Raw genomic sequence first — 24931 nt, 5'->3', positions numbered from 1 at the left:
AAAGACCCGGAAGCGCCGATTTTCAGCGTGGCCGATTACGGTCTCGTCGGCGATCTGTTCACGGTCGTGCCGGAACTTGTGAAAGAGCTCGGCTAACCGCGCTGTGTGAGTCGAACACTCGCCAAAAAATAAAAACGAAGGGCGCGACAAATGTTGCGCCCTTTTTTTGCGCCGAACATTCGATGAAGGAGGAGACAGGACAATGAGCTACAGCGCCCCGATCAAGGACATGCTGTTCGTCATGAAGGAACTCGCGGATATCGACCGTATCGCCGCGCTGCCCGGTCACGAGGACGCGAGCTTCGATACGGCGCAGGCCGTCGTCGAGGAGGCCGCGCGTTTCTGCGGCGAAGTCATCGCGCCGCTGAATGTGGCGGGCGACCGCAATCCGAGTGCGTGGGCGAACGGCGAAGTCACGACGACGCCCGGCTTCAAGGACGCCTTTCGCCAGTTCGCGGAAGGCGGCTGGCAAGGCGTCGTGCATCCCACGGACTTCGGCGGGCAGGGCTTGCCGAAGCTCATCGCGACGCCGTGCATCGAAGCGCTCAACTCGGCGAACCTGTCCTTTGCGTTGTGCCCGCTGCTCACCGATGGCGCCATCGAAGCGCTTCTCACCGCGGGCAGCGACGATCAGAAAGCGCGCTATCTGCCGAAGTTCATCACCGGTGAATGGACCGGCACGATGAACCTCACCGAGCCGCAGGCCGGCTCCGATCTCGCGCTCGTGCGCACGCGCGCCGAACCGCAAGCCGATGGCGCATACAAGATCTTCGGCACGAAGATCTTCATCACGTACGGCGAGCACGACATGGCCAAGAACATCGTGCATCTCGTGCTCGCGCGCACGCCCGACGCGCCTGAAGGCGTCAAAGGCATTTCGCTCTTTCTCGTGCCGAAGTTCCTCCTCAACGACGACGGTTCGCCCGGCGCGCGCAACGACGTGCATTGCGTGTCGATCGAGCACAAGCTCGGCATCAAGGCCAGCCCGACGGCCGTGCTCCAATACGGCGATCACGGCGGCGCGACCGGCTATCTGATCGGCGAGGAGAATCGCGGTCTCGAGTACATGTTCATCATGATGAACGCGGCGCGCTTTGCAGTGGGCATGCAGGGCGTCGCGATCGCCGAGCGCGCGTATCAGCAGGCGGTCGCGTATGCGAAGGAGCGCGTGCAGAGCCGTCCGGTCGATGGCAGCGCGAAAGAGCCGGTGACGATCATCCATCATCCCGACGTGCGCCGCATGCTTGCGACGATGCGCGCCTACACCGAAGGCGCCCGCGCGCTCGCGTATGTCGCGGCGGCGCACAGCGATCTCGCGCACGGACATCCGGACGAGGACGCGCGCCGGAGCCATCAGGCGATCTACGAGTATCTAGTGCCGATCGTGAAGGGCTTCAGCACGGAAATGTCGATCGATGTCGCGAGTCTCGGCGTGCAGGTGCATGGCGGCATGGGCTTCATCGAAGAGACCGGCGCGGCGCAGCATTATCGCGATGCGCGCATTCTGACGATCTACGAAGGCACGACAGCGATCCAGGCGAACGATCTGGTCGGCCGCAAGACGGTACGCGACGGCGGCCGCGCGGCGCAGGCGCTGCTAGCGCAGATCGATCAGACCATCGCGGCACTCGCGGAAGTCGATGGCCAGCCGTTCAAGTCGATGCATCGGCATTTGAGCGCGGCGAGCCTGTCGCTGGCGCGCTCGATCGAGTTCGTCATCGCGAAGTTCAAGAGCGATCCGAATGCGGTGTTCGCGAGCAGCGTGCCGTATCTTCGGCTCGCGGGCATGACGTTGTGCGGCTGGCAGATGGCGCGCGCGATGCTCGTTTCGCACGCGAAGCGTTCGGAAGACGAGCGCTTTCACACGGCGAAGATCGCGACCGCCGAATTCTTCGCGGAGCACATTCTGCCGCTCGCGCCGGGGATCGAGGCGTCGATCGTCAGCGCGAAGGGCAGCGAAGGGGTGCTCGCGTTGAGCGAAGATCAGTTCTGAAAACGACAAACGGCGCCTCGAAGGGCGCCGTTTTTTTTATCAGCTCAGCAAAGACTCAAGCGTTCGCGTAGCCCGGACGACGATTCACGCCGACATCGCCGAAATAGCGATGCACCGACAGATCGTCCGCGCGGATAGCCGGCTGCTTGCCCGACATCAGATCCGCGAGCAACTGGCCCGAGCCGCAGGACATCGTCCAGCCGAGCGTGCCGTGACCGGTGTTCAGGAACAGGTTAGGCACCGGCGTGCGGCCGACGATCGGCGTGCCGTCCGGCGTCATCGGGCGCAATCCGGTCCAGAATGTCGCGCTCGCGGTGTCGCCGCCGCCGGGGAACAGATCGTTCACGCACATTTCGAGCGTTTCGCGGCGCGCCTGCTTCAGCTTCCTGTCGTAGCCGACGATCTCCGCCATGCCGCCCACGCGGATACGGTCGTCGAAGCGCGTGATCGCGATCTTGTACGTTTCGTCGAGCACGGTCGAAACGGGCGCGCGGTTTGCATCGACGATCGGCGCGGTGATCGAATAGCCCTTCAGCGGATAAACCGGGATCTTGACGAGGTCGCCGATCAACTTCGGCGAATACGAACCCAGCGCGACGACATACGAATCCGCCGTCACCAGTTCCTTGCCGCAGTGCACGCCCGCGATCCGGCCGTTGGCGACGGCGAGCGCGTCGATCGACGTGTTGTAGCGGAACTTGACGCCGAGCGCTTCGGCCATTGCGGCGAGACGCGTCGTGAACATCTGGCAGTCGCCGGTCTCGTCGTTCGGCAGGCGCAGACCGCCCGTCAGCTTGTGCGATACGGCGGCGAGCGCGGGCTCGGCCTTCTTCAGTTCATCGGCGGTGAGCAGCTCGAACGGCACGCTGGCGTCCTTCAGGACGTCGATGTCCTTGCCCGCGCCGTCGAATTGCTGCTGAGTGCGGAACAGTTGCAGCGTGCCGCCGGTGCGGCCTTCATAGCTGATGCCGGTGTCGGCGCGCAGCGCTTGCAGGCAGTCGCGGCTGTATTCGGCAAGACGCACCATGCGGCCCTTGTTGACCGTGTAGCGGTCCTGCGTGCAGTTGCGCAGCATTTGCCACATCCACTGCAACTGGTTCATCGTGCCGTCGAGGCGGATGGCGAGCGGCGCGTGCTTCTCGAACATCCACTTCACGGCCTTGAGCGGCACGCCCGGCGCGGCCCACGGCGAGGCGTAGCCCGGTGAGATCTGTCCGGCGTTCGCGAAACTCGTTTCCAGGGCGGGGCCGGCTTCACGGTCGATGACGGTGACTTCGTGGCCAGCGCGGGCAAGGTAATACGCACTCGTCACGCCGACGACGCCGCTTCCAAGAATAACGATTCGCATGTGATCTCCGGTTCGATTTCGCCGGACAGTTCGCGAATGCTGCTACGTTCCGCCGGTCCAGTGTTATCGACTATAGTATTGAGATCAAGCCAGTTTTAGTTATTGTATTTGGTGGATTTTCAGGAAAAACACGATGCGAACACAGCGAAATCCGGTCCGCGCGCTCGACAAGCTCGATCACAAGATCCTGAACATTCTTCAGGACGACGGCCGCATCGCGATGAAGGACCTGGCGGAGCGCGTCGGACTGTCCGTGACGCCTTGCATCGAGCGCGTGAAGCGCATGGAGCGCGACGGCGTCATCACGGGCTATTACGCGCGGGTGAATCCCACAGAACTGGGCGCGGCGTTGCTCGTCTTCGTGGAGATCACGCTGGATCACAAGAGCGGTAACATGTTCGAGCAGTTCCGGCGCGAAGTGCAGAAGATTCCCGAAGTGCTTGAATGCCATCTCGTATCGGGCGACTTCGACTATCTGATCAAGGCGCGCATCGGCGAAATGGCGGACTATCGCAAGCTGCTCGGCGACATCCTGCTGCAGTTGCCGGGCGCGGTTCAGTCGAAGAGCTATGTCGTGATGGAGGAGATCAAGGAGACGTTGAGAATCTTCGTCGAAACGTGATCTTTTAGCTTGCGGCGGCGCGTCTATACTGTATATTTGTACAGTACTAAACGTAGAATTTCGTCGCAATGTCATCGACTGATCGTGAATATCCTGTCGCGCCGCCGGCTCCGTTGAAGGGGCGCGGCGCGGTCACGAACATTCAGGGCCGCTACGAGAAAGACGAGCGCGAACGCGTCGACGATGGCTGGCTGCATACCAGCGATTCCGAAGAGGGCGGCGCACCGCCGCTGCGCACGCAGGTTTTCGAGGAGCGCGCGAAGAGCATTCTCACGCGCAACAGTTCGCCGGACATTCCGTTCACCGTTTCGCTGAATCCCTATCGCGGCTGCGAACACGGCTGCATCTATTGTTTTGCGCGGCCGACACACAGCTATCTCGGTCTCTCACCGGGGCTCGACTTCGAAAGCCGCATCTACGCGAAGGTCAACGCGCCCGAATTGCTCGCGCGCGAACTCGCAAAGCCAAATTACGAACCCGAGCCGATCGCGCTTGGTGTGAACACGGACGCCTATCAGCCCGTCGAGCGTGATCTTCAGCTTACGAGGCGCGTGATTCAGACGCTGCACGACTGCGGGCATCCGTTCGCGGCGATCACGAAGTCATCGCTGATCGAGCGCGACATCGACCTGCTGGCGCCGATGGCCGAGCGCGGCCAGGTGATGGCGGCCATCACCGTCACGACGCTGGACGCCGATATCGCACGCACGCTCGAACCGCGCGCGGCGACGCCGTCGCGGCGTCTGCGCACGATCCGCACGCTCGCCGAGGTCGGCATTCCGGTGGGCGTGAGCATCGCGCCGGTCATCCCGTTCGTGACGGAGCCGGATCTGGAGCGTGTGTTGGAAGCGTGCGCCGAGGCGGGCGCGTCGAGTGCGAGCTATATCGTGCTGCGCTTGCCGTGGGAAGTCGCGCCGCTTTTCAAGGACTGGCTCGCCGCGCATTTTCCTGATCGCGCGGATCGCGTGATGAGCCGCGTGCGCGACATGCGCGGCGGCAAGGACTACGACTCGAACTTCTCGACGCGCATGAAAGGCGAAGGTCTGTGGGCCGACATGCTGAAACAGCGCTTTCAGAAAGCGACGAAGCGCCTCGGTCTCAATGCGCGTCAGCGCGGCATTCTGGATATGTCGGAGTTTCGGAGGCCCGCGAAGCGAGTTGCGATGCCTTCCAGCCCGCAACTCGATCTCTTCTGACGGCTCACTGCGAGAGCGTTTTCGCCGCTTCGATCTGACTCTCGAAATACGTCTGGAACGTGAGCGCGAGGCCGGTCATCAGCAAGAACGCGCCGATCAGCAGCGAGAAAATCACGATGAAAATGACCGTCCAGCCGGAGCGGCTGTTGCGGCCCGTGTGCGCGTTGAACTGAGCGTCCCATTTGGCGTCGGGGCGCAGCCCGTACACGATCGCCGATAGAAACGCCGCGAGCAGCGAGATCGCGCCCGGGAACGCCAGCACCCAGCCGAGCATCGACGCACGCTCTGTTTCCTTGAGCAGCAGATAGCCGAACGCGCCCAGAATAATGCCGACGATATGCGCCCAGCCGTACTTGTCGCGCATGCCGTACAGATAGAAGCGATGCAGCCCGATGTAGCCGAACAGGAACGCGAGCGCCGCGGTGAGCGTCTTCGAGCGGAAATAGGGCGGGACTTGCTTGCCGGCCGGCTTGGAGCCGGATTGCGTGGCGACGGACGAGGAAGTCATCAGCGAAAGCGGTGGTGAGAAGGAAGCGGGCAGGGCTATGAACCGACGCCGCCGGTCTGCCATTCTACGCCGACGACCAAGCGGGCCACCAAAGGTACATTGCCGCATCGGCGTGATTTTCGGTATGCGGAAACGCTGCCGCTTCGTCGCGAACGATGCCTCGCATCCAAAAAATGCGTTAAGTGTTTGTTCGGGCGTCTGATTCCAGCTATAATCGCCTGTTCTCGTTGTTCCGAACCCCGGTTTTCAAGGATTTCAGCATGGTCATCATCCGCTTGGCTCGTGGCGGCTCGAAGAAGCGCCCGTTCTACAACATCGTTGCAACCGATTCGCGTAGCCGCCGTGACGGCCGCTTCATCGAGCGCGTGGGTTTCTACAACCCGGTCGCGACCAAGGGCGAATCGCTGCGTATCGCGCAAGATCGCCTGACGTACTGGCAAGGCGTTGGCGCGCAACTGTCGCCGACCGTCGAGCGCCTGGTCAAGCAAGCTCAGCAAGCCCAGCCGGCTGCTTAACCTCGCTCTGCCGACGCTGCATCGAACGCTCGAAACTGCCCAAAGGTTCGCTGATGTCCGCGCGTGATCCACAAAACGGCCGCGACGGCGCCATCAGCCGACCGAAGCCGGGGCAAGATGAAGGTGCCGCCACGTTTGGCGCGTTTGCCCGCAAGCCGGGCGCGCGCCGCGTGGCGGTCGACGTTTCGAGCGCTGCGAAGGAGGACGTCATCGAGACGGTCGACGCCTTGCCCGAGGACGCGGTCGAAGTCGGCTACATCGCCGACGGATACGGTCTCAAAGGCTGGGTCAAGATCGTGCCGCACGCGAACGGCAAGCAGGGCGGCGACGCGCTGCTGACGGCCAAACGCTGGTGGCTGACGAAAGGCCGTGAACGCAAGTCCGCGCGTTGCATGCAGTCGAAAGTGCACGCGGATACCATTGTGGCGCGCTTGGGCGGTTGCGACGATCGCAATGCCGCCGAAGCGTTGAAGGGCCACGTGGTGCATATCGCGCGCAGCGATTTTCCGAAGCTCGACGACAAAGACGAATTCTACTGGGTCGATCTGATCGGCCTGGATGTCGAAAACGAGGCGGGCGTGGCTTTGGGCCGCGTCGCCGATCTGATCGACAACGGCGCGCATTCCATCCTGCGGATCGAGTATCCGGGTACGAACAAGGATGGCGAGCCAGTCACCGGCGAGCGGTTGATTCCGTTCGTCGGCGTGTACGTGAAAACGGTGGATCGGGCGGCGAAGCGTATCGTCGTCGACTGGGACGCCGACTATTAATTGGCATCGACGCAAGGAGAGAGCACGATGCAGTTCGATGTCGTGACGCTCTTTCCCGAGATGTTTCGCGCGCTGACCGACTGGGGCATCACCAGCCGGGCGGTATCGCAGCAGCGGTTCGGTTTGCGGACGTGGAATCCACGCGACTTCACGACGAACAACTACCGCACCGTCGACGATCGTCCGTACGGCGGCGGCCCCGGCATGGTCATGCTGGCGCGTCCGCTGGAAGACGCGATCCGTGCGGCGAAGGCTGCGCAATGCGAACAGGGCATTGCGTCGACGCGTGTCGTGATGATGTCGCCGCAAGGCGCGAAGCTCGACCACGACCGCGTGATGCGGTTCGCGCAGGAACCGGGTCTCGTGCTGCTGTGCGGGCGTTACGAAGCGATCGATCAGCGCCTGATCGACCGCGAAGTAGACGAAGAAGTGAGCCTCGGCGATTTCGTGCTGTCGGGCGGCGAGTTGCCAGCCATGGCGCTGATGGACGCCGTCGTGCGTCAGTTGCCTGGCGTGCTGAACGACGCGCAATCGGCGGTGCAGGACAGTTTCGTCGACGTGTTGCTCGACTGCCCGCACTACACGCGGCCCGAAGAGTACGAAGGCGTGCGCGTTCCGGATGTGCTGCTCGGCGGCCATCACAAGGAAATCGACGCCTGGCGCAGGCGCGAAGCACTGCGCAATACGTTCGACAAGCGGCCCGATCTGATCGAGCGGGCGCGCAAAAGCAAGATGTTGAGCCGTGCCGACGAGGCGTGGCTCGCAGAACTCGCGAAGGAAGCGTCGAAGTCTCAATAGACCGAGAGCGGACGAGCGGGAAAATGGGGGCGTCGAGCCGTATCGGCGCCTGAAGCAAACCCATCCTCTACCGGGGCCTGACGCATCGAAGGCACACAACTCCGGCAAGATGGCACAAGGAGTCAGTAATGAATCTGATTGAGCAACTCGAGAAGGAAGAGATCGCACGCGTTCTGGGCGAGAAGACCATCCCCGACTTCGCGCCGGGCGATACCGTCATCGTCAACGTGAACGTGGTTGAAGGCACGCGTAAGCGTGTCCAGGCTTACGAAGGCGTCGTCATCGCGAAGCGCAACCGTGGCCTGAACTCGAACTTCATCGTCCGCAAGATCTCGTCGGGCGAAGGCGTCGAGCGTACGTTCCAGACCTACTCGCCGCTGCTCGCGAGCATCGTCGTGAAGCGCCGCGGCGACGTTCGTCGCGCGAAGCTCTACTACCTGCGCGAGCGTTCGGGCAAGTCGGCTCGCATCAAGGAAAAGCTGGTGTTCAAGGACAAGGCTGCTGCTTCGGCAGAGTAAGCGTCCGGCCAGACGTAGTACGGAAAAAGCACCCTTCCCGGGTGCTTTTTTCTTTGGTGTGTTCAAATTGAGGCTTCGCCAGCCTCTTTCCCGACCCGTGTCCATCGGCAAGACTTCCACTCCACGCATCCTCGAACCCGAACGCATGCCCGTGCTCTCGACGGGCGAATTGCTGCCGCCCGTGCCGTCCGACCGGCTCACGCCCGATGGCCTGCGCGCGCGCTTCGGGCAAACGCTCGAATGGGCGCAGGAGGCGCCCGAGCAGCGCATCAAGGCGATCGGCGGCGATCCACGCGTCGCATCGGTGCTCGTGCCGCTCGTTCTGCGCGAGGACGGGCTGACGGTGCTGCTGACGCAGCGCGCCGATCATCTTTCCGATCACGCTGGCCAGATCAGTTTTCCAGGCGGACGCCGTGAGCCCGAAGACGCCGATGCCGCCGCCACGGCGCTGCGCGAAGCCGACGAGGAAGTGGGCTTGAGCGCGGAGCACTGCGAGATCGTCGGCGCGATGCCCGACTATCTGACGGGCACGGGCTTCCGGGTGACGCCGGTGGTCGCGCTGGTCCATCCGCCGTTTACGCTCGAGGCCGATACGCGCGAGGTGGCCGATATTTTCGAAGTGCCGCTCGCATGGCTCATGAATCCGGCGAATCACGAAGTGCGCGTGTTCCGCTGGGAAGGCGGCGAACGTCGTTTTTTTGCCATGCCCTATTCGCCGGGTGAAGGAAAGGCGCCTTATTTCATCTGGGGCGCAACAGCCGGCATGTTGCGCAATTTTTATCGCTTTCTCGCGGCTCGCGCGTGACGGCGCGGGAAGTTCGCGTTGCCGCAATCGCACGCGCGATTACTTCGCGTGCGATACGCGACAGGCGCTGTGCTATCGTTACGCGAAACTCGAATTAATCCGACCGTTTCGGCGCTTCGCATGACTTTTTTCTCCGTATTGCTGGCTCTCATCATCGAGCAAGTGCGCGCACTGTCGCCGCACAATCCGGTTTCGGCGTTGCTTAAATATCATGCGGAATCGGCCGCGCACGGATTCGACGCCGGCAAGGAGAAGCACGGCCTCGTCGCGTGGCTGATCGTCGTGCTGCCGTGGACGCTCGCCGTCGGGCTCGTCTACTACGTGCTGTACCAGATCAACTTCGTTCTCGCGTTTCTGTGGAACGTGGTGATCGTGTATTTCACGCTCGGCTTTCGCCAGTTCAGCCACTACTTCACCGACATTCATCTCGCGCTCAACAACGACGACGTGCCGCGCGCGCGTGAAGTGCTAACCGAGTGGACCGGCATGGATACGGTCGACATGCCCGTCAGCGAAATCGTGCGGCATACGCTGGTTCACGCGGTGGTCGCGTCGCATCGGCATGTGTTCGGCGTGTTCTTCTGGTTCCTGATTCCGGTCGGCCCGGCGGGCGCGGTGCTGTATCGCATCGCGGAATATCTGGCGCGCGCATGGTCGCAGTCGAATCCGGAGCGCACCGCCGAATTTTCGTCGTTTGCGCAGCGCGCGTTCTTCTACATCGATTGGGTGCCCGCGCGCCTGACCGCGCTCGGCTTCGCGATCGTCGGCAATTTCGAGGATGCGATCTACGCCTGGCGCAATCACGCGCGCCAGTGGCCGGACGCCAACGAAGGCGTTCTGCTCGCGGCGGGCAGCGGCGCGCTCGGTGCCCGTCTCGCGGGGCCGCTCGCCGAGCCGCTGTCGGTCGAGGCGCTCGCCGTCGGTGATGCAAGCCCGCTGCCCGTCGGCGACGACTGCACGCCGCGCACGCTGCAATCGGCCGTGGGCCTCGTGTGGCGCGCCGTGATCCTGTGGATGTTGCTGCTCCTGATGCTGACCATCGCCGTGTGGCTGGCGTGATCAGTCGTCGAGCGGATCGCGCGCCGTCTGGCACTGCCAGCAGACGGTGAACTGCGGCTCCAGCCATTCCCCGCATTGCCTGCATTTCCACGGGCGGGCGTTCGCGTCCGGCCCGGTTCTCGCGCGCTCGATCAGGCGCATCGCCAGCGCTTCATCGCGATCGTCGACGATCCATATCTCCGGCGCGCACTGATCCGCCGGAATCTCGCCCATCGCGCCGTTCAGATAGCGATTGTGCAGTTCGCACGGCACGCCCGCCGTCGCCAGCACGTTCACCCAATGCTGCGCCGTGATCAGGTTGGGAGCACGCGTAAGCCGCTTCATCGAACGATCTGGCTGGCTTCGTGCACGAGTTGCGCATAGAGCGCGTGGCGCTCCGGGCGAATCTTGCCGGCCTCGACGGCTTCGAGCACCGCGCAGCCCGGCTCCTGCAGATGATGGCAGTTGTAGAAGCGGCAATGGCCGAGATACGGCCGGAAGTCCGCGAAGGCGCGTTCGAGCTGACCTTCGGACAGATGATGCAGGCCAAATTCCTGAAAACCCGGCGAATCGATGAGCGCGCCACCGCCCGGCAACTCGTAAAGACGCGTGAACGTGGTCGTGTGGCGGCCGCTGTTGAGCGCCGATGAGATCTCGCGCGTCGCGGCGTCCGCGTCGGGGACGAGCAGATTAACGAGGGTCGATTTGCCCATGCCCGACTGGCCGAGCAGGATCGTCGATCGATTCTTGAGGCGCGCGTCGAGTTGCGGGTGGACATCGCCGGGCGCCATCTTCGCCGACAACTCGATCACCGTGTAGCCGAGCTCGCGATAGGGCGCGAGACGTTCGCGCGCGAGCGGCAGCGCGGTTCCGACGTCGATCTTGTTGAGCACGATCAGCGATTCGAGCCCGTGCGCTTCGGCCGCGATCAGCGCGCGTCCGAGCAGGTCCTCGCTGAAATGCGGTTCGGTCGCGAGCACGATCAGCAGTTGATCGAGATTCGCGGCGAAGAGCTTCGACTTGAACTGATCCGAGCGATAGAGCAGATTGCGCCGCTCGCCGATTTCGACGATCACGCCCTGATCCGCCGACGACTGCTCGTAGATCACGCGATCGCCGACAGCCACCTCGCTCCTCTTGCCGCGCGGAAAGCACTGCAGCATCGCGGCGCCGTCTTCCGGCGTGACGAGATAGTGCCGCCCATGCGCCGCGATCACGGTGCCTTCGAGACGCGCCTGTGCGTCCGACCGCTTCAAGCCGCGCGTCATGCGGCGTGCTGCATCAGGCGATCGATGCGCTGCGAGGCGGGCGGATGCGAGTAATAGAACGCGGTGTAGATCGGATCGGGCGTGAGCGTCGATGCGTTGTCCTCGTAGAGCTTCACAAGTGCGTTCACGAGATCCTTTGGATCGGTCTGGCTGGCGGCGAAGGCGTCGGCTTCGAACTCGTTCTTGCGCGAGGTCAGGCTGCCGAGCGGCGTGATGAAAAACATGAAAACGGGCAGCACGAGCATGAAGAGCACGAGCGCGAGCCCGTTATTGCTGCCGACGAGCGATGGCCGCACGCCGAGCCCTTCGTAGAACCACGTCGTCTGCACGAGCCAGCCGAGCAGCGCGAGCATCGCGAGGCTGATGCCGAACATGACGATCATCAGCTTCAGCACGTGACGGCGCTTGAAGTGGCCGAGCTCGTGCGCGAGCACCGCTTCGATTTCGCTGCCGGAAAGGCGCGCGAGCAAGGTATCGAAGAAGACGATGCGCTTCGCCGCGCCGAAGCCGGTGAAATACGCGTTGCCGTGCGCCGAACGGCGGCTGCCGTCCATCACGAAGAGGCCTTTGGCCGCGAAGCCGGTGCGCGACATCAGATTCGTGATGCGCGCGACGAGCGCTTCGTCCTTGAGCGGCTCGAACTTGTTGAAGAGCGGGGCGATGAAGGTCGGATACATGACCATCGCGAGCAACTGGAACGCGATCCACACCATCCACGTCCAGAGCCACCAGTACGTGCCGGCGCGGTCCATCAGCCAGAGCGTGAGCAGCAGAAGCGGCGCGCCGATCACGGTCGCGAGCACGGCGCCCTTCACGAGATCGACGAAAAAGAGCTTTTTCGACATGCGATTGAAGCCGAACTTTTCCTCGATCACGAAGTGCCGGATGTAGTCGAACGGCAAGTCGATCACGCTCGTGATCGCGATGACCGACGCCACCAGCGCGATCTGCCCCAGATAGCCGCGGCCGAGCCAGTCCGTGATGCCGATGTCGAGCGCCTGGACGCCGCCGAGCAGCGTGAGCGCGACGAGCACGACCGCGCTCGTGACGACTTCGATCATCGTGAGGCGCGTGCGCTCGACGGTGTAGTCCGCGGCGCGCTGGTGCGCGGCGAGCGGAATCGTGCCGGAGAATTGCGCGGGCACGCCGTTGCGATGCGCGGCGACGTAGCGGATCTGACGCGACGCGAGCCAGAGCTTGGTCGAGACCATTGCGACCAGGGCGACGACGAAGATCGTCGAGAAGGCGAGAGTAAGGTTGGTCATCCGGGCATTCCGATGGGACTATGCGAGAATTATAGGTTCTTGGCCGTGCCGCCGCCGTCAGATCCTGCAAGGCGCCGACAGCGGCTTTTCCTATTTCTCAGGTTTCGCTCATGACCGACATCTCCGCAGCGCCCGAACCCGCGCACGAATCCGCTGAAACTGTTCCGGTGCGCAGCGACATGAATCTCGTGTGGCTCGACATGGAGATGACCGGTCTCGATCCTGTCAACGACCGCATCATCGAGATCGCGGTGGTCGTGACGAATTCGACGCTCGACAAAATGGTGGAAGGCCCGGTGCTCGCGATTCATCAGACGGACGAGACGCTGGCCCGCATGGACGAGTGGAACCGAAACACGCACGGCCGCTCGGGGCTGACGGAGCGCGTGAAGGCATCGACAGTGGACGAAGCCGAGGCCACGCGCCAGATTCGCGATTTTCTCGGGCAATACGTGCCGCCCGGCAAGTCGCCGATGTGCGGCAACTCCATCTGCCAGGACCGCCGCTTCATGGCGCGCTGGATGCCGGAACTCGAGACGTTCTTCCATTACCGCAATCTCGACGTCAGCACGCTGAAGGAGCTGTGCCGCCGCTGGCAGCCGGCGATCTACAAGGGGTTCCAGAAGCGCGCGATGCACACGGCGCTCGCGGATATCCACGAGTCCATCGACGAGCTCAAGTACTACCGCGAGCACTTCCTGATTCCGTCGGCGCCCGCTGTCTGATCAGCTTTTCGGCGGACGGATCGCGCTTTTCGGACGAAACGCGGCGACCACTTCCGGCCGCGTTTCGATATACGGCCCGCCGATCAGGTCGATGCAGTACGGCACCGCCGCGAAGATGCCCGGCACTTTCGTCTTGCCGTCCGCGTCCTTCAAACCTTCCAGCGTCTCCTTGATCGACTTCGGCTGCCCCGGCAGGTTGATGATGAGCGCGGCGTGATCCGCCGTCTCGCGAATCACCGCGACCTGCCGCGAAAGAATCGCCGTCGGCACGAAATTCAGGCTGATCTGGCGCATCTGCTCGCCGAAGCCGGGCATCGGCTTCGTGGCGATGGCGAGCGTCGCTTCGGGCGTCACATCGCGGCGTGACGGGCCGGTGCCACCGGTCGTCAGCACGAGATCGCAGCCGACCGTATCGACCAGTTCGACGAGCGTCGCGGAAATGGTCGCGGCGTCGTCCTGGATCAGGCGCGTTTCGGCGCGAAACGGCGTCGTGAGCGCTGCGCCGAGCCAGTCTTGCAGCGACGGCAAGCCCTTGTCCTCATACACGCCGGATGACGCGCGATCGCTGATCGACACCAATCCGACCAACAGCTCATTGCCCGTCGTCATCGCGCTCGTCCTCGTCGTCTTCGATGTCGTCATCGTCCGCGCCCGCGGCGTTCTTGATCCACTGGAACAGTTCGCGGTAGTAGCGCGGCGGCTTCTGCTGCTCGCGCTCCTTGCGCGCGTTGCGGATCAGCGTGCGGCCTTCCTGCGGATCGACGCCCGGATGGTTGCGGATGAACTTGGTGAGCGCGTCGTCGCTGGCGAGCAGTTGCTCGCGCGTGCGTTCGATCCAGTGAAGGCGCGCGGTCTCGCTCTTGTTCACGCCGCGATGCGTATCGAGCGCGGTGCGCAGCGCCGCGACTTCGTTTTCGGCCAGCGAGCGCATCAGCTTGCCGACGTATTGCACCTGACGGCGCTTGCCTTCGTGATCGGTGATGCGGCGCGCCTCGCGCACGGCGTCGTCGAGATGCTCGGGCATCGGCATCTTTTTCAGCGCGTCTTTCGGCAATGCGATGAGCGCTTCGCCCAGCTCCTGCAGCGCGTGCATGTCGCGCTTGAGCTGGGATTTGCTCGGACGGTCGTAGCCGTTTTCGTCGGGCTCGCGCGCGTCGTCGCGGCCGGAATCGATCGGTTGGATGCGGGTTTTACGGTTCATCCCGACATTGTAGCTTGCGCTCGCACCGTGCCTGAGCCTGCCGCCAACATCGTGCGACGAAGCTTGGCGGGTGAATGCACGCGGTCCTTGCTATGATCGCGTGATAGCCAATCCCGCTGTTTCGCGACCGGTCGCGGGCGCATCGGCCGGGAATTCCGAAGCAACCACGACATGCGCGGGCGCACGCCGCCCGACTTCCAAAGGCAACTCAAAATGGCAGCAGACATGGACGTCAAGCAACGCTACTTCCCGCATACGCAGGACGAGCTGAAGGAGATCGCCTCCGACATCCTGCGCTATGCGAAGGAACTCGGCGCGACCGATGCCGCCGCCGAAATCTCCGAAGGCGATGGCCTGTCGGTGAGCGTGCGGCGCGGCGATGTCGAAACCATCGAGCACAATCGCGACAAGATGGTCGGCGTGATGGTGTTCATCGGCAAGAAGCGCGGCAATGCGAGCACCGCGGATTTCACGCGCGACGCGCTGCGCGACACGGTCGCGGCCGCGTACAACATCGCGCGCTTCACGGCCGAGGACAGCGCCGCGGGTCTCGCCGATGAAGAACTGCTGGAAAGGGCGCCGCAGGATCTCGACCTCTACCACCCGTGGGACATCGACGCGGAAGAAGCCGCGGAGATCGCGCGCCGCGCCGAAGCCGCCGCGTTCGCCGTCGACAAGCGCGTGACCAACTCGGAAGGCGCGAGCGTCTCCGCGCAGCATTCGCAGTTCGTGCTGGCCACCTCGCGCGGCTTCATGGCGGGTTATCCGTACTCGCGGCATTACATTTCGTGCGCGCCGATCGCCGCGACCGGCCGCGACATGCAGCGCGACGACTGGTATACGTCGAAACGCGACGCCGCCGGTCTCGCCGCGCCGGAAGCGGTGGGGCGTTACGCGGCCGAACGCGCGCTCGCGCGTCTTGGCGCGAGGAGCCTCGACACGCGCAAGTGCCGCGTGCTGTTCGAGGCGCCGCTCGCGGCCGGCATTCTCGGCTCGTTCGTGCAGGCGGTGAGCGGCGGAGCGCTGTATCGCAAGACCTCGTTTCTCGTCGACTGTCTCGGCAAGCCGGTGTTCGCGCCGCATATCCAGATCGTCGAGGATCCGCACGTGAGGGGCGGCATGGGCAGCGCGCCGTTCGACGAGGAAGGCGTGCGCACGCAGCGGCGCAACGTGGTCGAGGACGGCATCGTGCAGGGCTATTTCCTGTCGATGTATTCGGCGCGCAAACTCGGCATGCAGACGACCGGCAACGCCGGCGGTTCGCACAATCTCACGATGAAGAGCCGGCACACGAAGCCCGAGGACGATTTCGAAGCGATGCTGAAGAAGCTCGACACGGGCCTGCTGCTGACCGAACTGATGGGCCAGGGCGTCAACTACGTGACGGGCGATTACTCGCGCGGCGCATCGGGTTTCTGGGTCGAGAACGGCAAGATCGTGCACGCGGTGGAGGAAATCACGGTGGCGAGCACGTTGCAGGAAATGTTCCGCCATATCGAGGCGATCGGCGCGGATACGGTCGTGCGCGGCACCAAAGAAATCGGCTCAGTGCTGATCGAGCGGATGACGGTCGCGGGGCAGTAAGCCGCGCCCTTCGTGCCGTACGAAATTGCGAAGGCCCAGGACGTGTCCTGGGCCTTTCTTTTTTCAGTTGCCGATGCGCTCGTAAGTGACGAACGCGAAATCGAACGCGTTCGGCGGCGCGGCGTGGTGTGTCTCACGCGACACCTCCCGCCAGTGCGCCGGGTCCGGCGCGGGAAAGCGCGTGTCGCCGTCGAAGTCGGCGTCGATCTCGGTGACGATCAGCCTGTTCGCGCGTTCGAAGCCATCGCGGTACAACTGCGCCCCGCCGATCAGAAACGCTTCGTCGGCGGGCGCCAGCGCGAGCGCGGCGTCGAGGCTCGTCACGACATCGCAACCGTCGTAGCGCCGCGAGGCATCGCGGGACACGACGATATTGCGCCGCCCGGGCAGCGGCCGGCCGATCGATTCATGCGTCTTGCGGCCCATGATGATGGGCGCGCCCATCGTCGTTCGCTTGAAGAAGGCAAGGTCCTCGGGCAGGCGCCAGGGCAGTTGGTTGTCGCGTCCGATCACGCCATTGCGCGCGCGGGCGACGATCAGGGTCAGCGTCGTCATGGAAAATGAGGTCGGGCAAACTGGCGCGCGCGGGCCGCGCCGCCGGGCCCCGATTCTAACCGACACTTCCGTTCCGGCCGGCACCCCGGCGCGGCGCGCGATTCACGCCTCGGGCGATTCGTCTTCCAGCGGCGGTTGCGCATCGGAAGGCGCGGGCGCTATTTCGTCCCACAACCTGACGCTGATCCCCGAGGCCGTTGGACGCGCGGCGGGCGCGCAGCCCGCTTCGTCGGCGTCATCGCCTTTTTGATGCGCGGCGGAAGCGTCGTCGCGCGTGAATGAACTGTCGAGAGCCATCGTGACCACATAATCCAAGGTAACTATTCCCGGACATGAAAAATCCGGAAATAAAGTAATTGTCCGACCGGTAAGAACGAATTACTAAAATCAAATGTCGAGTCGAATACGAACGCTCGTTCGATGCAGGGAATTTCTTACCTTCCGGTAAGATTAAAATAGCGAAATATGTGCCACCGCCTCGAATCCGTTGCCGGGTAACGGTTCTTCGGAATTGGTCGAAAGGACGGTGCGAAAATCCGCGCGTAAACGTTTCACCGCTGAAACACAAAGGCAGAAAAACATGAATTTCTCGCGAAAGCGGTATAAGATTTTGTCTTATTAAATTGTGCGCAAAGCTTTAAATAATCGTGTGAGAAATTCACGTCCGGCCCGTCCTGTCAAGCTTTTGTGGCTGATACGGCGCTTCCCGCGATATTTGTTTCCGGGGCTTCTGGGTTATAGTAGTCTCTCAAAAACAGCACACAATCAGACATAAAGGGTTTCGTGGAAGGCGCGCGCGTTGTATCGCGCCGTGTCCCCGGGGGCGACGTATCGAATGGCAACTCCCTCTCAGACGTTTTCCGCAAACGTGCGAGGGCAACGAAGTCTGCGATGTAGCGCGAGCCTGAACTACGTGACCTTTTCAACGAATGTTGAACAAAGGATCTGAATAATGGACGTCGCTCGGCGGCAACTTATCTATGTGACTCGCGATCCAGACGAGACGTTATGCGCGCGATTCGAGGAGCGCGGCTGGCACATCGAGATCGTCGCGAGTGCACGCGACACGCGCAAGGCATTGCGAAGCGATCTGGCGACCGGGGGGCTGCTGGATCTGTCGAGTCATTTCGAATCTCATGAACTGGCGGCGTTCGAATCGTCGCTGACGATGACCAACGTGGGCTGGGTCGCGACCACCGTTGCCGGACAACTGGAAGACGCCGCCGTCCGGCGCCTGATCCGCGACTATTGCTTCGACTACGTGACGTTGCCGACGTCGAACGACCGCATCGTCGATTCCGTCGGACATGCGTATGGCATGGTCGCGCTGCACGACGCCGCGTCGAACGACGCACGCAGCGAAGGCCGCGCCGAGGGTGAGATGGTCGGTTCGTGCGACGCGATGCTCGCGCTCTTCCGCTCGATCCGCAAAGTCGCGATGACCGACGCGCCCGTGTTCATTTCAGGCGAATCCGGCACCGGCAAGGAACTGACGGCGGTCGCCATTCACGAGCGTTCGGCGCGCCGCGATCAGCCGTTCGTCGCGATCAACTGCGGCGCGATCCCCGCGCATCTGCTTCAATCCGAGCTCTTCGGCTACGAGCGCGGCGCATTTACAGGCGCGAATCAGCGCAAAATCGGGCGCGTGGAAGCGGCTAACGGCGGCACGCTTTTCCTCGATGAAATCGGCGACCTGCCGCTCGAAAGCCAGGCGAGCCTGCTGCGCTTCCTGCAGGAGCGCAAGGTGGAGCGGCTCGGCGGGCACGGCTCGACGCCCGTCGATGTGCGCATCATCTCGGCGACGCACGTCGACATGCAGACCGCGATGATCGAAGGCCGGTTCCGCGCGGACTTGTATCACCGTCTCTGCGTGCTGCAGATCGACGAGCCGCCGCTGCGTGCGCGCGGCAAGGACATCGAACTGCTTGCGAAGCACATGCTCGACCGCTTCAAGAAGGACGCGAGCCGGCGTCTGCGCGGCTTTTCGCCCGACGCGATCGCCGCGATCCACAACTACGGCTGGCCGGGCAACGTGCGCGAGCTCATCAACCGCGTGCGGCGCGCGATCGTGATGTCGGAAGGGCGTCAGATCACCGCCCGCGATCTCGAACTCGGCGAATATGTCGAAGTGGCGCCGGTGTCGCTCGCGCAGGCGCGCGAGGCGGCTGAGCGGCAGGCGATCGAACTGGCCTTGCTGCGGCATCGCGGACGTCTCGGCGACGCGGCGCACGAACTGGGCATTTCGCGCGTGACGCTGTATCGCCTGCTGTCGGCGCACGGCATGCGTCATATCGAAGTCGATGCGCCGTCGGAGCACGCCACGCGCGGCTGATGCCATCGCTCGGCATTTCACGAAACGGGCGCTTCGGGGCGCCCGTTTTTTCGTGCCGCTGCATTAAGCGCCCGTCCCCCGCACTTGCTAAAATCTGTCGTTTACGCCTTCCGTTCGCGAGGGCACGCAGCAAACCCCAGGGAACATCGAATGAAACAGTATCTCGAGCTCGTCCAGACGATTCTCGATACCGGCACTTGGCAGGAAAACCGCACGGGTATCCGCACGATCAGCATTCCCGGCGCGATGCTGCGCTTCGACCTGCAGCAGGGCTTCCCGGCCGTGACCACGAAAAAGCTCGCGTTCAAATCGGCGATCGGCGAACTGGTGGGCTTTCTGCGTGCGTCGAAGAGCGCCGCGGATTTTCGCGCGCTCGGCTGCAAGGTCTGGGACGCCAACGCGAACGAAAACCCGCAATGGCTCGAAAATCCGTACCGGCAAGGGCCCGACGACCTCGGCGACGTCTACGGCGTGCAGTGGCGCAAATGGCCTGCGTACAAGCTGATCGACGCCGGCGCGAACGATCAGATCTCCGACGCCACCAATCGCGGCTTTCAGCTCGTGACGAGCTTCGTCGAAAACGGGCGCGAGCAGGTGTTGCTGTACAAGGCGATCGATCAGTTGCGCCAGTGTCTCGACACCATCATCGAGCGCCCGACCGACCGGCGCATTCTGTTTCATGCCTGGAACCCGGCGAAGCTCGACGAGATCGCGCTGCCCGCGTGCCATCTGCTGTATCAATTCATCCCGAACGCGACGACACGCGAAATCTCGCTGTGCCTGTACATTCGCAGCAACGATGTCGGGCTCGGCACGCCGTTCAATCTGACCGAGGGCGCGGCGCTTCTGCATCTCGTCGGCAGGCTGACGGGGTACACGCCGCGCTGGTTCACCTACTTCATCGGCGATGCCCATATCTACGAGAACCAGCTCGGCATGCTGCACGAGCAACTGAAGCGCGAGCCGTTGCCGGCGCCGCAGCTCATCATCTCGGATCGCGTGCCGGATTACGCGGTTACGAAGCGCTACGAGCCGGAATGGCTGGAGAAAATCGAGCCGAAGGATTTCGCGCTCGAAGGGTACAAACACCACGAGCCGCTTACCGCGCCGATGGCGGTGTAGGCGCAGGCGCGCGTAACAAGCTCTACTGCGCTCGACGCGCCGCCAGAAAGTCTTCGAAATGCCGATGCCCCGCCGGCGTCACGCGCAGCACGCGGCGCTTCGCGGTGGGCTCGATCCAGCCGTGCGACTCGCACGCTTCCAGAAACGCCGCGCCGAGTGCGCCGCCCAGATGCGGCCGGCGCTCGCTCCAGTCGATGCACGTACACGCGAACCGGCGACGCCGAGCGCGCTCCGCCTTCAGGTCGATGCCGAGTTCGGCGAACGCCTGCGCGCCTTCCGGCGTCGCGTCGAGCGCGGCGGGGCCGTGCGTTTGTGTTTGGCTGGGTTCATCGGCGGCGGCGAGCCAGTTGCGCGCGATCATCCGGTCGAAAATTTGCACGGCCAGTTCGCCCGCGAGGTGGTCGTAGCACGTGCGCGCGAAGCGCATTTCCACCGGCACGGCGGAAGGCGGACGTTCCGGCGCGCGTTGCGGCGCGCTCGCCCGTGCGAGATTGGCGAGCGCTTCGATGGCGGCGGCGATATCCGGCGTCGCAATGCGGTAGTAGCGGTGCCGCCCGCTCACTTCGAGCGCGAGCAGGCCGCCTTCGGTCAGCCGCGCGAGATGGCCGCTCGCCGCCGACGGCGACAGCCCCGCGATCATCGTCAGTTCGCCGGCCGGGCGCGCGGTGCCGTCCATCAGCGACCAGAGCATCGCGGCGCGGCCCGGATCGGCAATCAGCGCGCCGATGCGCGACAGGCCGGGAAAATGGCGTGCGCGCGAGCCAGTGTCGTCGAGCAGGGAATTCATGGCGATATCCTTTTTATCGATCCATTCATGCTAGCGCGCCATCGCAACCGATGTTTCACCGCGCGCCGAAATGTCGATGCGCGAGGCAGGCGCTAGAATGACCGCTTGCACGTCCGAAGCAGCGGGGTAATCGTCATGACCAGATTCTTATTTGCCAGCGTGCTGGGCGCGCTGATGCTGTGCGCGGGATGCGCCGGCGCGCCGTCGTCATCGGCGGGCGGTGGCGGCAGCATCACGATGTACGGCACGATCGATCGGGGCATCACCGTTCACGACTAGCGAATTTTCGCTTCGTATAATCGGCGTCACATGCCTCCAACGATGACGCCCATGAACACGCCCACTTCAGCTCCCATTCCCGCGGTCCCGAAAAGCCGCGCCGAAACCACCTTCCGCTTTCTTGCCGAGCCCACTTCCGTCAACTTCGGCGGCAAGGTGCATGGCGGCGCGCTGATGAAATGGATCGACGAAACTGCTTACGCTTGCGCCGCGATGTGGTCCGGCCGCTATGCGGTGACGGTGAGCGTCGGCAATATCCGTTTCCGGCGGCCGATTCTCGTCGGCAATCTGGTGGAATTGCGCGCGCGCGTGGTTTCGACCGGGCGCACCAGCATGCATATCCACATCTCCGTGCATGCGGGCGATCCGAAAGTCGGCGAGTTGCAGCAGACGACCGATTGCCTGATGGTGTTCGTCGCCGTCGATGAGCAAGGGCAGCCCACGCCCGTGCCTTCGTTCGTGCCGGAGACGGAAGAAGAAAAGCGGCTCGCCAAATACGCGATGGACGTGAAGGATGCGCTCGATGCGATCGTCGAGTTGAAGCCGGAGGAAGTGGCGGCGGGGAAGGTCTAGGCCCCGCCGCGTTTCCAGGGACCTACTTCTTCCCCACCATATCGGCCGGCTTGACCCACTCGTCGAACTGCTGCTCGGTCACATACCCGAGCGCGAGCGCGGCGGCCTTGAGCGTCGTGCCTTCCTTGTGCGCTTTCTTCGCGATCTGCGCGGCCTTGTCGTAGCCGATGTGCGGATTGAGCGCCGTCACGAGCATCAGCGATTCATTGAGCAGACTGTCGATGCGCTTCTCGTTCGGCTCGATGCCCACCGCGCAGTTGTCGTTGAAGCTCCGCGCGCCGTCCGCGAGCAGGCGCACGGACTGCAGCACGTTATGCGCGATCATCGGCCGGAACACGTTCAGCTCGAAGTTGCCGCTCGCGCCGCCGAAGTTCACCGCGACGTCGTTGCCGAAGACCTGGCAGCACAGCATGGTCACGGCTTCGGACTGCGTCGGGTTCACCTTGCCCGGCATGATGGAACTGCCCGGCTCGTTCTCCGGAATCGACAATTCGCCGAGCCCGCAGCGCGGCCCGCTCGACAGCCAGCGGATGTCGTTGGCGATCTTCATCAGGCCCGCGGCGACGGTCTTCAGTGCGCCATGCGCGGCGACGAGCGCGTCGGCGGCGGCCATCACCTCGAACTTGTTCGGCGCGGTCTCGAAGGGCAGCTTCGTGAGCTTGCCGATCGCGGCCGCGACCTTCGCCGCGAATTCCGGATGCGCGTTCAGGCCGGTGCCGACCGCCGTGCCGCCTTGCGCCAGCTGATACAGATGCGGCAACGTCGCCTCGACATGCCGGATGCCCTGATCGATCTGCGCGACGTAGCCCGAAAACTCCTGGCCGAGCGTGAGCGGCGTCGCGTCCTGCAGGTGCGTGCGGCCGATTTTCACGATCTTGTCGAAGGCCTTGGCTTTCTTGTCGAGCGTATCGCGCAGCGTCTTCAGCGACGGAATCAGATGCGTGTGAATCGCCACCGCCGCCGCGACGTGCATCGCCGTCGGGAACACGTCGTTCGACGACTGTCCGCGGTTCACGTCGTCGTTCGGATGAACCAGTCGCTCTTCGCCGCGCGGCCCGCCCATGATCTCGCTCGCGCGATTTGCGATCACCTCGTTCAGGTTCATGTTGGTCTGCGTGCCCGAGCCGGTCTGCCACACGGCGAGCGGGAACTCATCGGGATGCTTGCCGTCGATGATTTCCTCGGCCGCCTGCATGATCGCCTTGGCCTTCTTCGCATCGAGCACCTTCAGCTCTTCGTTCACTTCGGCGGCCGCGTGCTTGACGATCGCGAGCGCCGTGATCAGTTCCGGCGACTGCTTTTCCGTCGAAATCCTGAAGTTCTGCAGCGAGCGCTGGGTTTGCGCGCCCCAGAGCTTGCCGTTCGGCACGGCGATCTCACCGAACGTGTCCTTCTCCATCCGTACGTCGCCCTTCGCGTTCTGTGTCATGGCCTGAGATTCCCTCGAAATTGGATCAGAGCTGCTTGTCGACGGGCAGGAGCTTGAAAATGCCCGCCATCAGATTGCGATAAAAACCCGCCTCGGGATCGAAATTCCAGGTGACGAGGCTGTCGTTCTCCTCGGCGGTCCAGACGAGGCCCGACTCCGGCGCGCCCGTGCGCCGCAGCTCGTCGGTGACCGCCGCGCTCGCCAGTTGCACCCGCCAGCTCACTTTCGGCGAGATGCCGTCGGCGAAGAGCTGTGCTGCTTCGCTGGCGATGGCCTTGTCGTGAATCACGAGCGCGAGCTCGGTGTTCAGCTTCGCCGAGCGCGGATCGAGATTCATGGAGCCGATCACGAGGATACTCCGATCGATCACATAGGCCTTTGCATGCAGGCTCGCGCGCGATTGCGAACCGAACAGGCCCGCGCGCGGACTGGCTTCGCCTTCGGCCTGAATCGGCTTGAATTCGTACAGCTCGACGCCGTTTTGCAGCATCGGCACGCGATACGGCGCGTAGCCGGCCTGCACGGCGACGGCGTCGGTGGCGGCGAGCGAGTTGGTCAGCACCGCAACGCGCACGCGACGCTTCGTCAGCGCGCCGAGCGCCTTCACGCCCGTATCGTGCGGCACGAAGTAGGGCGAGATGATCAGGAATTCGCTCTGCGCGTCTTTCAGCAGATCGACGAGGCGCGTCATCGGCGGGCTTTTGTAGTCGTCGCTCGGACGCTCGATCTTCGACGGCGAGTCGACCCAGAACTCCGTCGGCGCCCACACGAGCCCCATCTCGCCGCGCGAAATCTGCTGCGCGAGCGGCGTCGCGTTGAGCGGCTTTGCGTTCAGCGGATCGGCCTGCTGACGCCAGTGCGCGCGCAGATCGTCGCGGGTCTTGTCGAGCTCGGACGGATCGAACTTCTGCTTGTTCAGCGCACGCAGCGGGTAGGCGAGCGAGCTGTTCCAGTAGTCGTCGAAGCTCGCGGAAATCTGCTGCGTGACGGGGCCGGCGGCGAAGACGTCGAGATCGCGGAACTGCAGCGTCGGGCTCGCGCTGAAGTATTCGTCGCCGAGATTGCGCCCGCCGACGATCGCGATCTGGTTGTCCGCGATCATCGCCTTGTTGTGCATACGGCGCGTGAAGTGGCTCAAGTTCGTGAAGAAGTTCTGCGTGCGCTCGGAGAAACTGCGCTGCGCGCTGCCGTACGGGTTGAACACGCGGATTTCGATCTTGTCGTGCGAGTTAAGCGCCGCCATGATGCGGTCGATGTCCTTGAAGTTCAGATCGTCGACGAGCATGCGCACCCGCACCCCGCGATCCGCCGCGTGGAGCGCGGCGCCGAGCAGCAGCTTGCCGGTGTTGTCTTCCTCGGCGATGTAGTACTGCATGTCGAGCGTCTTCGTCGCCGCGCGCGCGAGCGCGATGCGGGCCTGAAGCGCATCGGTGCCGGTGCGCAGCAGACGCACGGCGGATTCGTCCGGATGCTGCCGTTCCAGCGGCGCGAGGGCCGCCGCGAGGGGCGTCGCTTCGCTTGTGGAGAGCGCCTGGCTCGACGGACGCTCGAACGCGGTCGCGGGCGGACGCTCCGCGCAGGCGGCGAGCGCCGTCATCATCACGACGACGGCCATGTTGCGCACGGCGGCGCCGAATCGTCCCTTCGACGTGACACGCCGATTTATATGATCTTGAATACGTGCTGCCACTTCCCCGATC

Annotated in this window: 27 protein-coding genes and 1 pseudogene; 16 read left to right on the top strand and 12 right to left on the bottom strand. The window is 63.7% G+C overall.

All coding sequences use genetic code 11. The features are described 5' to 3' along the window. Nucleotides 1-96: pseudogene (locus AWB75_RS36610) on the top strand (electron transfer flavoprotein subunit alpha/FixB family protein); the annotation flags it as partial. 106 nt (nucleotides 97-202) lie between these two features. After that, nucleotides 203-1993, top strand: a complete 1791-nt coding sequence (locus AWB75_RS10775; protein WP_061124050.1) for an acyl-CoA dehydrogenase — start codon at nucleotides 203-205, stop codon at nucleotides 1991-1993. 55 nt (nucleotides 1994-2048) lie between these two features. On the opposite strand, the gene AWB75_RS10770 is transcribed toward AWB75_RS10775, so the two are convergent. After that, on the bottom strand, nucleotides 2049-3341 hold the full coding sequence (locus AWB75_RS10770; protein ID WP_061124049.1) for a D-amino acid dehydrogenase: 1293 nt from the start codon (nucleotides 3339-3341) through the stop codon (nucleotides 2049-2051). Nucleotides 3342-3474: 133 nt separating this feature from the next. On the opposite strand from AWB75_RS10770, the gene AWB75_RS10765 reads away from it, so the two are divergent. Both AWB75_RS10765 and AWB75_RS10760 read left to right on the top strand, forming a co-directional pair. Continuing rightward, entirely contained in the window at nucleotides 3475-3963 is a 489-nt protein-coding gene (locus AWB75_RS10765) for an Lrp/AsnC ligand binding domain-containing protein (protein WP_061124048.1), read from the top strand. Between the two features lie 68 nt (nucleotides 3964-4031). Then, nucleotides 4032-5159 carry a PA0069 family radical SAM protein gene (locus AWB75_RS10760; protein ID WP_061124047.1) on the top strand — a complete coding sequence of 376 codons (1128 nt, stop codon included), beginning with the start codon at nucleotides 4032-4034 and terminating at the stop codon, nucleotides 5157-5159. Between the two features lie 4 nt (nucleotides 5160-5163). Here AWB75_RS10760 and AWB75_RS10755 read toward each other — a convergent pair whose 3' ends face one another. Beyond that, complete coding sequence (locus AWB75_RS10755) at nucleotides 5164-5667, bottom strand: TM2 domain-containing protein (protein WP_061124046.1); 504 nt, start codon at nucleotides 5665-5667, stop codon at nucleotides 5164-5166. Between the two features lie 260 nt (nucleotides 5668-5927). Between AWB75_RS10755 and rpsP the strand changes: the two genes are divergently transcribed. From rpsP to AWB75_RS10725, 6 genes are all read left to right on the top strand, one after another. Then, a complete protein-coding gene (gene rpsP / locus AWB75_RS10750; protein ID WP_008342343.1) occupies nucleotides 5928-6182 on the top strand; it encodes a 30S ribosomal protein S16 in 255 nt (84 codons plus the stop codon). A 53-nt stretch (nucleotides 6183-6235) separates the two neighbouring features. After that, nucleotides 6236-6952, top strand: a complete 717-nt coding sequence (gene rimM / locus AWB75_RS10745) for a ribosome maturation factor RimM (RefSeq protein WP_061124045.1) — start codon at nucleotides 6236-6238, stop codon at nucleotides 6950-6952. Nucleotides 6953-6979: 27 nt separating this feature from the next. After that, nucleotides 6980-7750, top strand: coding sequence for a tRNA (guanosine(37)-N1)-methyltransferase TrmD (gene trmD, locus AWB75_RS10740; protein ID WP_061124079.1), 771 nt, complete (start codon nucleotides 6980-6982; stop codon nucleotides 7748-7750). A 128-nt stretch (nucleotides 7751-7878) separates the two neighbouring features. Continuing rightward, nucleotides 7879-8268 carry a 50S ribosomal protein L19 gene (gene rplS, locus AWB75_RS10735; RefSeq protein ID WP_061124044.1) on the top strand — a complete coding sequence of 130 codons (390 nt, stop codon included), beginning with the start codon at nucleotides 7879-7881 and terminating at the stop codon, nucleotides 8266-8268. A gap of 145 nt (nucleotides 8269-8413) precedes the next feature. Further along, nucleotides 8414-9073, top strand: a complete 660-nt coding sequence (locus tag AWB75_RS10730) for a CoA pyrophosphatase (RefSeq protein ID WP_061124078.1) — start codon at nucleotides 8414-8416, stop codon at nucleotides 9071-9073. 120 nt (nucleotides 9074-9193) lie between these two features. Continuing rightward, nucleotides 9194-10132, top strand: a complete 939-nt coding sequence (locus AWB75_RS10725; protein WP_061124043.1) for a CobD/CbiB family protein — start codon at nucleotides 9194-9196, stop codon at nucleotides 10130-10132. Here the strand turns inward: AWB75_RS10725 and AWB75_RS10720 are convergent, their stop codons facing one another. The 3 genes from AWB75_RS10720 to AWB75_RS10710 are packed head-to-tail and all read right to left on the bottom strand — an operon-like array spanning nucleotide 10133 to nucleotide 12644. Next, nucleotides 10133-10456, bottom strand: a complete 324-nt coding sequence (locus AWB75_RS10720; protein ID WP_061124042.1) for a putative signal transducing protein — start codon at nucleotides 10454-10456, stop codon at nucleotides 10133-10135. After that, nucleotides 10453-11379, bottom strand: coding sequence for a ribosome small subunit-dependent GTPase A (rsgA, locus tag AWB75_RS10715; protein WP_061124041.1), 927 nt, complete (start codon nucleotides 11377-11379; stop codon nucleotides 10453-10455). Before rsgA ends, AWB75_RS10720 begins: the two co-directional genes overlap by 4 nt. Next, the gene (locus AWB75_RS10710; protein ID WP_061124040.1) at nucleotides 11376-12644 is read right to left on the bottom strand and encodes a M48 family metallopeptidase; all 1269 of its coding nucleotides are present in this window, start codon (nucleotides 12642-12644) and stop codon (nucleotides 11376-11378) included. Before AWB75_RS10710 ends, rsgA begins: the two co-directional genes overlap by 4 nt. Before the next feature lie 110 nt (nucleotides 12645-12754). Between AWB75_RS10710 and orn the strand changes: the two genes are divergently transcribed. Further along, on the top strand, nucleotides 12755-13369 hold the full coding sequence (gene orn / locus AWB75_RS10705) for an oligoribonuclease (RefSeq protein ID WP_061124039.1): 615 nt from the start codon (nucleotides 12755-12757) through the stop codon (nucleotides 13367-13369). On the opposite strand, the gene mog is transcribed toward orn, so the two are convergent. Both mog and yjgA read right to left on the bottom strand, forming a co-directional pair. Then, nucleotides 13370-14011, bottom strand: coding sequence for a molybdopterin adenylyltransferase (gene mog, locus AWB75_RS10700; protein WP_200822960.1), 642 nt, complete (start codon nucleotides 14009-14011; stop codon nucleotides 13370-13372). After that, on the bottom strand, nucleotides 13962-14570 hold the full coding sequence (yjgA, locus tag AWB75_RS10695) for a ribosome biogenesis factor YjgA (protein ID WP_061124037.1): 609 nt from the start codon (nucleotides 14568-14570) through the stop codon (nucleotides 13962-13964). Before yjgA ends, mog begins: the two co-directional genes overlap by 50 nt. Before the next feature lie 213 nt (nucleotides 14571-14783). On the opposite strand from yjgA, the gene pmbA reads away from it, so the two are divergent. Beyond that, nucleotides 14784-16154, top strand: a complete 1371-nt coding sequence (pmbA, locus tag AWB75_RS10690; RefSeq protein ID WP_061124077.1) for a metalloprotease PmbA — start codon at nucleotides 14784-14786, stop codon at nucleotides 16152-16154. A 63-nt stretch (nucleotides 16155-16217) separates the two neighbouring features. Here pmbA and AWB75_RS10685 read toward each other — a convergent pair whose 3' ends face one another. Then, entirely contained in the window at nucleotides 16218-16709 is a 492-nt protein-coding gene (locus tag AWB75_RS10685) for a dihydrofolate reductase (protein WP_061124036.1), read from the bottom strand. Between the two features lie 102 nt (nucleotides 16710-16811). Continuing rightward, the gene (locus AWB75_RS10680) at nucleotides 16812-17006 is read right to left on the bottom strand and encodes a hypothetical protein (RefSeq protein WP_061124076.1); all 195 of its coding nucleotides are present in this window, start codon (nucleotides 17004-17006) and stop codon (nucleotides 16812-16814) included. Between the two features lie 655 nt (nucleotides 17007-17661). On the opposite strand from AWB75_RS10680, the gene AWB75_RS10675 reads away from it, so the two are divergent. Next, on the top strand, nucleotides 17662-19041 hold the full coding sequence (locus AWB75_RS10675) for a sigma-54 dependent transcriptional regulator (protein ID WP_061124035.1): 1380 nt from the start codon (nucleotides 17662-17664) through the stop codon (nucleotides 19039-19041). A 150-nt stretch (nucleotides 19042-19191) separates the two neighbouring features. Then, nucleotides 19192-20163: a thymidylate synthase gene (locus AWB75_RS10670; protein ID WP_061124034.1), complete on the top strand. Its 972-nt coding sequence runs from the start codon at nucleotides 19192-19194 to the stop codon at nucleotides 20161-20163. Nucleotides 20164-20185: 22 nt separating this feature from the next. On the opposite strand, the gene AWB75_RS10665 is transcribed toward AWB75_RS10670, so the two are convergent. Further along, nucleotides 20186-20950, bottom strand: a complete 765-nt coding sequence (locus AWB75_RS10665; protein ID WP_061124033.1) for an ArsR/SmtB family transcription factor — start codon at nucleotides 20948-20950, stop codon at nucleotides 20186-20188. 135 nt (nucleotides 20951-21085) lie between these two features. Between AWB75_RS10665 and AWB75_RS38080 the strand changes: the two genes are divergently transcribed. Together AWB75_RS38080 and AWB75_RS10660 are read left to right on the top strand one after the other, a co-directional pair. Next, nucleotides 21086-21229 carry a hypothetical protein gene (locus AWB75_RS38080; RefSeq protein ID WP_200822959.1) on the top strand — a complete coding sequence of 48 codons (144 nt, stop codon included), beginning with the start codon at nucleotides 21086-21088 and terminating at the stop codon, nucleotides 21227-21229. A 51-nt stretch (nucleotides 21230-21280) separates the two neighbouring features. Further along, a complete protein-coding gene (locus tag AWB75_RS10660; protein WP_061124075.1) occupies nucleotides 21281-21802 on the top strand; it encodes an acyl-CoA thioesterase in 522 nt (173 codons plus the stop codon). Between the two features lie 22 nt (nucleotides 21803-21824). On the opposite strand, the gene fumC is transcribed toward AWB75_RS10660, so the two are convergent. Continuing rightward, complete coding sequence (gene fumC, locus AWB75_RS10655) at nucleotides 21825-23231, bottom strand: class II fumarate hydratase (RefSeq protein WP_061124032.1); 1407 nt, start codon at nucleotides 23229-23231, stop codon at nucleotides 21825-21827. Between the two features lie 25 nt (nucleotides 23232-23256). Then, the gene (locus AWB75_RS10650; protein WP_235012061.1) at nucleotides 23257-24846 is read right to left on the bottom strand and encodes a phospholipase D family protein; all 1590 of its coding nucleotides are present in this window, start codon (nucleotides 24844-24846) and stop codon (nucleotides 23257-23259) included. Between the last annotated feature and the right edge of the window lie 85 nt (nucleotides 24847-24931).

Source organism: Caballeronia catudaia (assembly GCF_001544755.2).
GTDB lineage: Bacteria > Pseudomonadota > Gammaproteobacteria > Burkholderiales > Burkholderiaceae > Caballeronia > Caballeronia catudaia.
Note: the sequence above shows the minus strand (reverse complement) of the source record. Positions and strands in the feature narration are given on the sequence as shown.

What these genes read in the sequence shown, in the direction of transcription:
- AWB75_RS10775 (WP_061124050.1), top strand. Translation starts at nt 203, where the DNA reads ATGAGCTACAGCGCCCCGATCAAGGACATGCTGTTCGTCATGAAGGAA.
- AWB75_RS10770 (WP_061124049.1), bottom strand. Translation starts at nt 3,341, where the DNA reads ATGCGAATCGTTATTCTTGGAAGCGGCGTCGTCGGCGTGACGAGTGCG.
- AWB75_RS10765 (WP_061124048.1), top strand. Translation starts at nt 3,475, where the DNA reads ATGCGAACACAGCGAAATCCGGTCCGCGCGCTCGACAAGCTCGATCAC.
- AWB75_RS10760 (WP_061124047.1), top strand. Translation starts at nt 4,032, where the DNA reads ATGTCATCGACTGATCGTGAATATCCTGTCGCGCCGCCGGCTCCGTTG.
- AWB75_RS10755 (WP_061124046.1), bottom strand. Translation starts at nt 5,667, where the DNA reads ATGACTTCCTCGTCCGTCGCCACGCAATCCGGCTCCAAGCCGGCCGGC.
- rpsP (WP_008342343.1), top strand. Translation starts at nt 5,928, where the DNA reads ATGGTCATCATCCGCTTGGCTCGTGGCGGCTCGAAGAAGCGCCCGTTC.
- rimM (WP_061124045.1), top strand. Translation starts at nt 6,236, where the DNA reads ATGTCCGCGCGTGATCCACAAAACGGCCGCGACGGCGCCATCAGCCGA.
- trmD (WP_061124079.1), top strand. Translation starts at nt 6,980, where the DNA reads ATGCAGTTCGATGTCGTGACGCTCTTTCCCGAGATGTTTCGCGCGCTG.
- rplS (WP_061124044.1), top strand. Translation starts at nt 7,879, where the DNA reads ATGAATCTGATTGAGCAACTCGAGAAGGAAGAGATCGCACGCGTTCTG.
- AWB75_RS10730 (WP_061124078.1), top strand. Translation starts at nt 8,414, where the DNA reads ATGCCCGTGCTCTCGACGGGCGAATTGCTGCCGCCCGTGCCGTCCGAC.
- AWB75_RS10725 (WP_061124043.1), top strand. Translation starts at nt 9,194, where the DNA reads ATGACTTTTTTCTCCGTATTGCTGGCTCTCATCATCGAGCAAGTGCGC.
- AWB75_RS10720 (WP_061124042.1), bottom strand. Translation starts at nt 10,456, where the DNA reads ATGAAGCGGCTTACGCGTGCTCCCAACCTGATCACGGCGCAGCATTGG.
- rsgA (WP_061124041.1), bottom strand. Translation starts at nt 11,379, where the DNA reads ATGACGCGCGGCTTGAAGCGGTCGGACGCACAGGCGCGTCTCGAAGGC.
- AWB75_RS10710 (WP_061124040.1), bottom strand. Translation starts at nt 12,644, where the DNA reads ATGACCAACCTTACTCTCGCCTTCTCGACGATCTTCGTCGTCGCCCTG.
- orn (WP_061124039.1), top strand. Translation starts at nt 12,755, where the DNA reads ATGACCGACATCTCCGCAGCGCCCGAACCCGCGCACGAATCCGCTGAA.
- mog (WP_200822960.1), bottom strand. Translation starts at nt 14,011, where the DNA reads ATGACGACATCGAAGACGACGAGGACGAGCGCGATGACGACGGGCAAT.
- yjgA (WP_061124037.1), bottom strand. Translation starts at nt 14,570, where the DNA reads ATGAACCGTAAAACCCGCATCCAACCGATCGATTCCGGCCGCGACGAC.
- pmbA (WP_061124077.1), top strand. Translation starts at nt 14,784, where the DNA reads ATGGCAGCAGACATGGACGTCAAGCAACGCTACTTCCCGCATACGCAG.
- AWB75_RS10685 (WP_061124036.1), bottom strand. Translation starts at nt 16,709, where the DNA reads ATGACGACGCTGACCCTGATCGTCGCCCGCGCGCGCAATGGCGTGATC.
- AWB75_RS10680 (WP_061124076.1), bottom strand. Translation starts at nt 17,006, where the DNA reads ATGGCTCTCGACAGTTCATTCACGCGCGACGACGCTTCCGCCGCGCAT.
- AWB75_RS10675 (WP_061124035.1), top strand. Translation starts at nt 17,662, where the DNA reads ATGGACGTCGCTCGGCGGCAACTTATCTATGTGACTCGCGATCCAGAC.
- AWB75_RS10670 (WP_061124034.1), top strand. Translation starts at nt 19,192, where the DNA reads ATGAAACAGTATCTCGAGCTCGTCCAGACGATTCTCGATACCGGCACT.
- AWB75_RS10665 (WP_061124033.1), bottom strand. Translation starts at nt 20,950, where the DNA reads ATGAATTCCCTGCTCGACGACACTGGCTCGCGCGCACGCCATTTTCCC.
- AWB75_RS38080 (WP_200822959.1), top strand. Translation starts at nt 21,086, where the DNA reads ATGACCAGATTCTTATTTGCCAGCGTGCTGGGCGCGCTGATGCTGTGC.
- AWB75_RS10660 (WP_061124075.1), top strand. Translation starts at nt 21,281, where the DNA reads ATGAACACGCCCACTTCAGCTCCCATTCCCGCGGTCCCGAAAAGCCGC.
- fumC (WP_061124032.1), bottom strand. Translation starts at nt 23,231, where the DNA reads ATGACACAGAACGCGAAGGGCGACGTACGGATGGAGAAGGACACGTTC.
- AWB75_RS10650 (WP_235012061.1), bottom strand. Translation starts at nt 24,846, where the DNA reads ATGGCCGTCGTCGTGATGATGACGGCGCTCGCCGCCTGCGCGGAGCGT.